Here is a 3,475-nt window from a genome sequence, read left to right on the forward strand (position 1 = left end):
GCCACCACGGTGCCGCCCTCGAGCGGCTGCTCGCCGTCGGGGCCCGTGATCACCCCGCCCGCGGCCTCGACTATCGGGATGAGCGCCACGATGTCGTAGGAGTTCAGATCGGACTCCACCACCAGGTCGACCCGGCCCGCGGCGAGCATGCAGTAGGCGTAGCAGTCCCCGCCGAAGCGCTGGAGGCGGACCCGGCGACCGAGGTCGTCGTAGCGCCGGCGCGCCTCGCCGTCGTCCCCGAACATCGACGGATGCGTGGTGTACATGATCGCCTCGGACAGCTCCCGGCACCCCGAGGTGTGGAGGTCGAGCGACTCCGGGCCGTCGGCGCGGCGCCGCACCGTCGCGCGTCCGTGGACGGCGGCAAAGGTCTCGCCCAGGATCGGCTGGTCCATCCACCCGGCCACCGCGCGGCCGCCCTCGACCACCCCGACGAGCGTGCCCCAGCCCGTCATCCCGGTGAGGAACGCCTTGGTGCCGTCGATCGGGTCCAGGTACCAGGTGCGGGCGGCGTCGGCGGGCCCGGACTCGCCGTACTCCTCCCCGACCACCCGGTCCCCGGGTGCCATCGACGAGATCCCCGCGCGCAACAGCGCCTCGATCGCGCGGTCGGCCTCGGTCACCGGGTCGAACCCGCGCGCGCCGCCCTTGTCGTGGGCGTACAGGTCCTCGAGCCCGCCGTGGAAGTGCCGTTGGGCGATGCGCCCGCTCGCGGCCAGGAACTCGTCGAGCCGCTCGATCAGGTCGGGGTCCAGGGGCCGGTCGGGCTGCTGCGTCATACCCCCATCGTGCATCACCGTCCCGCCGCCCATCTTCCGGACTCGCACCTCTACACGTGGCGATGCGGATAGCGTGGGCCCAAACCCCCACGGACGGAGCCGAAATGCGATGACCGCGCTCATGGATTTCATCTCCACCCGCCGCCTCCAGCTGGCCACGGACTCCTGGCAGCACGTCAGCGCCACCGTCCAGGCGGTCCTGCTGGCCACGCTGCTGTCGGTGGCGATCGGCGTGGCGGTGTACCGCAGCAGGGCCGGGTCCGCGGTCGCCACCGGGCTCGCCGCCACGGCGCTCACCATCCCCTCGTTCGCGCTCCTCGGGCTCCTCATCCCGGTCCTCGGACTGGGCGTGCTGCCCACCATGACCGTCCTGGTCATCTACGCCGTCCTGCCCATCCTGCGCAACACCATCGTCGGCCTGGACGCGGTCCCCGCGGCCACCGTCGACGCCGCGCGCGGGGTGGGGATGAGCCGGATCGGGGTGCTCGGCAGGATCGAGATCCCGCTGGCGTGGCCGTCGATCCTCGCCGGGATCCGGGTCTCCACGCAGATGTCCATGGGCATCCTCGCCATCGCCGCCTACGCCAAGGGGCCGGGGCTGGGGAACCTCATCTTTGCCGCCCTCTCCCGCGTCGGGACGCCGACCGCCCTGCCGATGGCTCTTACGGCCACCATCCTCATCGTCGTCCTCGCGCTCGTCCTCGACGCCCTCCTCACCCTCCTCGGGCGCCTCACCATCAGGGGGAACCAATGACCACATCCACCGCGGGCGGGGACGACACCGTCTCCGGCGTGCCGATCGTCCTGGACGAGGTGAGCAAGGTCTACCCCGGCCAGGAGCGCCCCGCCGTCGACCGCGTGTCCCTGGAACTGCCGGCCGGCCGGACCACCGTGTTCGTCGGCCCGTCCGGCTGCGGCAAGACCACCACGATGCGGATGATCAACCGGCTCATCGAGCCCACCTCCGGCACCATCACGATCGACGGACGGGACAACCGTGACCTCGACGCCGACACCCTGCGCCGCAGCATCGGCTACGCCATCCAGGCCTCGGGGCTGTTCCCGCACATGACGGTCGCCCAGAACGTGGGGACCGTCCCGCGGCTGCTCAAGTGGAAGAAGGCGCGCATCGCCGACAGGGTGGACCAGATGCTGGAGCTGGTCGGCCTGGACCCGGGCGACTACCGCGGCCGCTACCCCGCCCAGCTCTCCGGCGGCCAGCAGCAGCGGGTCGGGGTGGCGCGGGCGCTCGCCGCGGACCCGCCGGTCCTGCTCATGGACGAGCCGTTCGGCGCGGTCGACCCCATCACGCGGGCGTCGCTGCAGGACGAGCTCATCCGGCTCCAGGACGAGCTGCACAAGACCATCGTCTTTGTCACCCACGACTTCAACGAGGCGGTCCGGCTCGGCGACAGGATCGCCGTGCTCGGCCCGGGCTCGTCGGTCCTGCAGTTCGACTCGCCCGAGGCGATCCTGGCCAACCCGGCGGACGCCACGGTCGCCGGCTTCATCGGCGACGACGCCGCCCTCAAGACCCTCACCCTCCGGCGCGTGGGTGACGTGGGTTTGGGACAGGCGACGACGGCGAGGGAGTCCGAGAGCCCGGCCGAGTTCGCGGCCCGGGTCCGCAGTTCGAGCGACGAGTGGGCCGTGGTGCTCGACGACTCCGGCCGACCCCTGCGGTGGGTGCGCGGAGACAGGGTGGCGCAGATGCCGGACCTGCGTTCGGGCGGTCAGCCGGTGGTCGGCACCGTCACCGTCGATGCCACCCTCCAGGAGGCACTCGACGGGCTCCTCTCCACGGCCAGCGCCACCACCGTGGTGGTGGACCGGGACGGGGCGTACCGGGGCACGATCGGGATCGACGACCTGGTGGGCGAGCTGCGGCGGATCCACCACAGCCACAACGACCAGGGCGACCCGGCGTGACCGCCACCGCCGGTCGCCCCACCGCCCGGGGGGTATCCGCCCGGTTGCTGGTGCAACCGCTCCTCATCCTCGTCGCCGCCGGGGGCGTGTTGTGGTGGGCCTTCTCCGGCGAGCTCGACGACACCCAGAGGGCCTCCCTCAACGCCGCCTCGCTCACCCAGCGGACCCTCGAGCACATCCAGATCACGGTCGCCGTGGTCGCGATCGTCGTGGCCGTGGCCGTGCCGCTCGGGATCCTGCTCACCCGTCGGCGCACCCGGTTCCTCGCCCCGGTGGCGATCGGGATCGCCAACATCGGCCAGGCCGCGCCCGCGATCGGCCTGATCGTGCTGCTGTTCCTGGCCACCAACCGGACCGGCTTCTGGATCGGCGTCCTGCCCGTCGCCGTGTACTCGCTGCTCCCGGTGCTGCGCAACACCATCGTGGGCATCAGGAACGTGGACCCCGCGCTGATCGACGCGGCGAGGGGACAGGGGATGACGACGGGTCGGGTCCTGCGCACCGTCGAACTGCCGCTCGCGGTGCCGTTCATCCTCGCCGGACTGCGCACCACCCTGGTGTTGGCCGTCGGCACGGCCACGCTGTGTTTCCTCGTGGACGCGGGCGGCCTGGGGATCTTCATCGACACCGGTTACCGACTCCAGGACCACACCACCCTCGTGGTGGGGTCCGTCCTGGCCGTGGCGCTCGCGCTCTTCGTCGACTGGCTGGGCGGGGTGGGCGAGGTCCTGTTCAACCCGAGGGGGCTGCGATGACACGGGCTGCGA

General features: G+C 71.9%; 4 protein-coding genes. 3 read left to right on the forward strand and 1 reads right to left on the reverse strand.

Annotated elements, in window-relative coordinates; all coding sequences use genetic code 11:
- Positions 1-779 (reverse strand): inositol monophosphatase family protein (locus tag B4M60_RS12480; RefSeq protein ID WP_291084438.1); only part of this gene is annotated, 779 nt, incomplete at its 3' end.
- A gap of 109 nt (positions 780-888) precedes the next feature.
- On the opposite strand from B4M60_RS12480, the gene B4M60_RS12485 reads away from it, so the two are divergent.
- From B4M60_RS12485 to B4M60_RS12495, 3 genes are read left to right on the forward strand one after another with little or no spacing between them, the layout of a single operon-like run.
- Positions 889-1,533 carry an ABC transporter permease gene (locus B4M60_RS12485; protein WP_291084441.1) on the forward strand — a complete coding sequence of 215 codons (645 nt, stop codon included), beginning with the start codon at positions 889-891 and terminating at the stop codon, positions 1,531-1,533.
- Entirely contained in the window at positions 1,530-2,708 is a 1,179-nt protein-coding gene (locus tag B4M60_RS12490) for an ABC transporter ATP-binding protein (protein WP_291084444.1), read from the forward strand. The genes B4M60_RS12485 and B4M60_RS12490 overlap by 4 nt, the downstream gene beginning before the upstream one ends.
- Positions 2,705-3,463 (forward strand): ABC transporter permease, encoded by a 759-nt coding sequence (locus B4M60_RS12495; RefSeq protein ID WP_291084448.1) that lies wholly within the window; start codon positions 2,705-2,707, stop codon positions 3,461-3,463. Before B4M60_RS12490 ends, B4M60_RS12495 begins: the two co-directional genes overlap by 4 nt.
- The last annotated feature ends 12 nt before the right edge of the window (positions 3,464-3,475 follow it).

The organism is Dietzia sp. UBA5065 (assembly GCA_002415925.1).
Classification (GTDB): Bacteria; Actinomycetota; Actinomycetes; order Mycobacteriales; family Mycobacteriaceae; genus Dietzia.

Coding starts and splice junctions, on each gene's coding strand:
- B4M60_RS12485 (WP_291084441.1), top strand. CDS start 889: ATGACCGCGCTCATGGATTTCATCTCCACCCGCCGCCTCCAGCTGGCC.
- B4M60_RS12490 (WP_291084444.1), top strand. CDS start 1,530: ATGACCACATCCACCGCGGGCGGGGACGACACCGTCTCCGGCGTGCCG.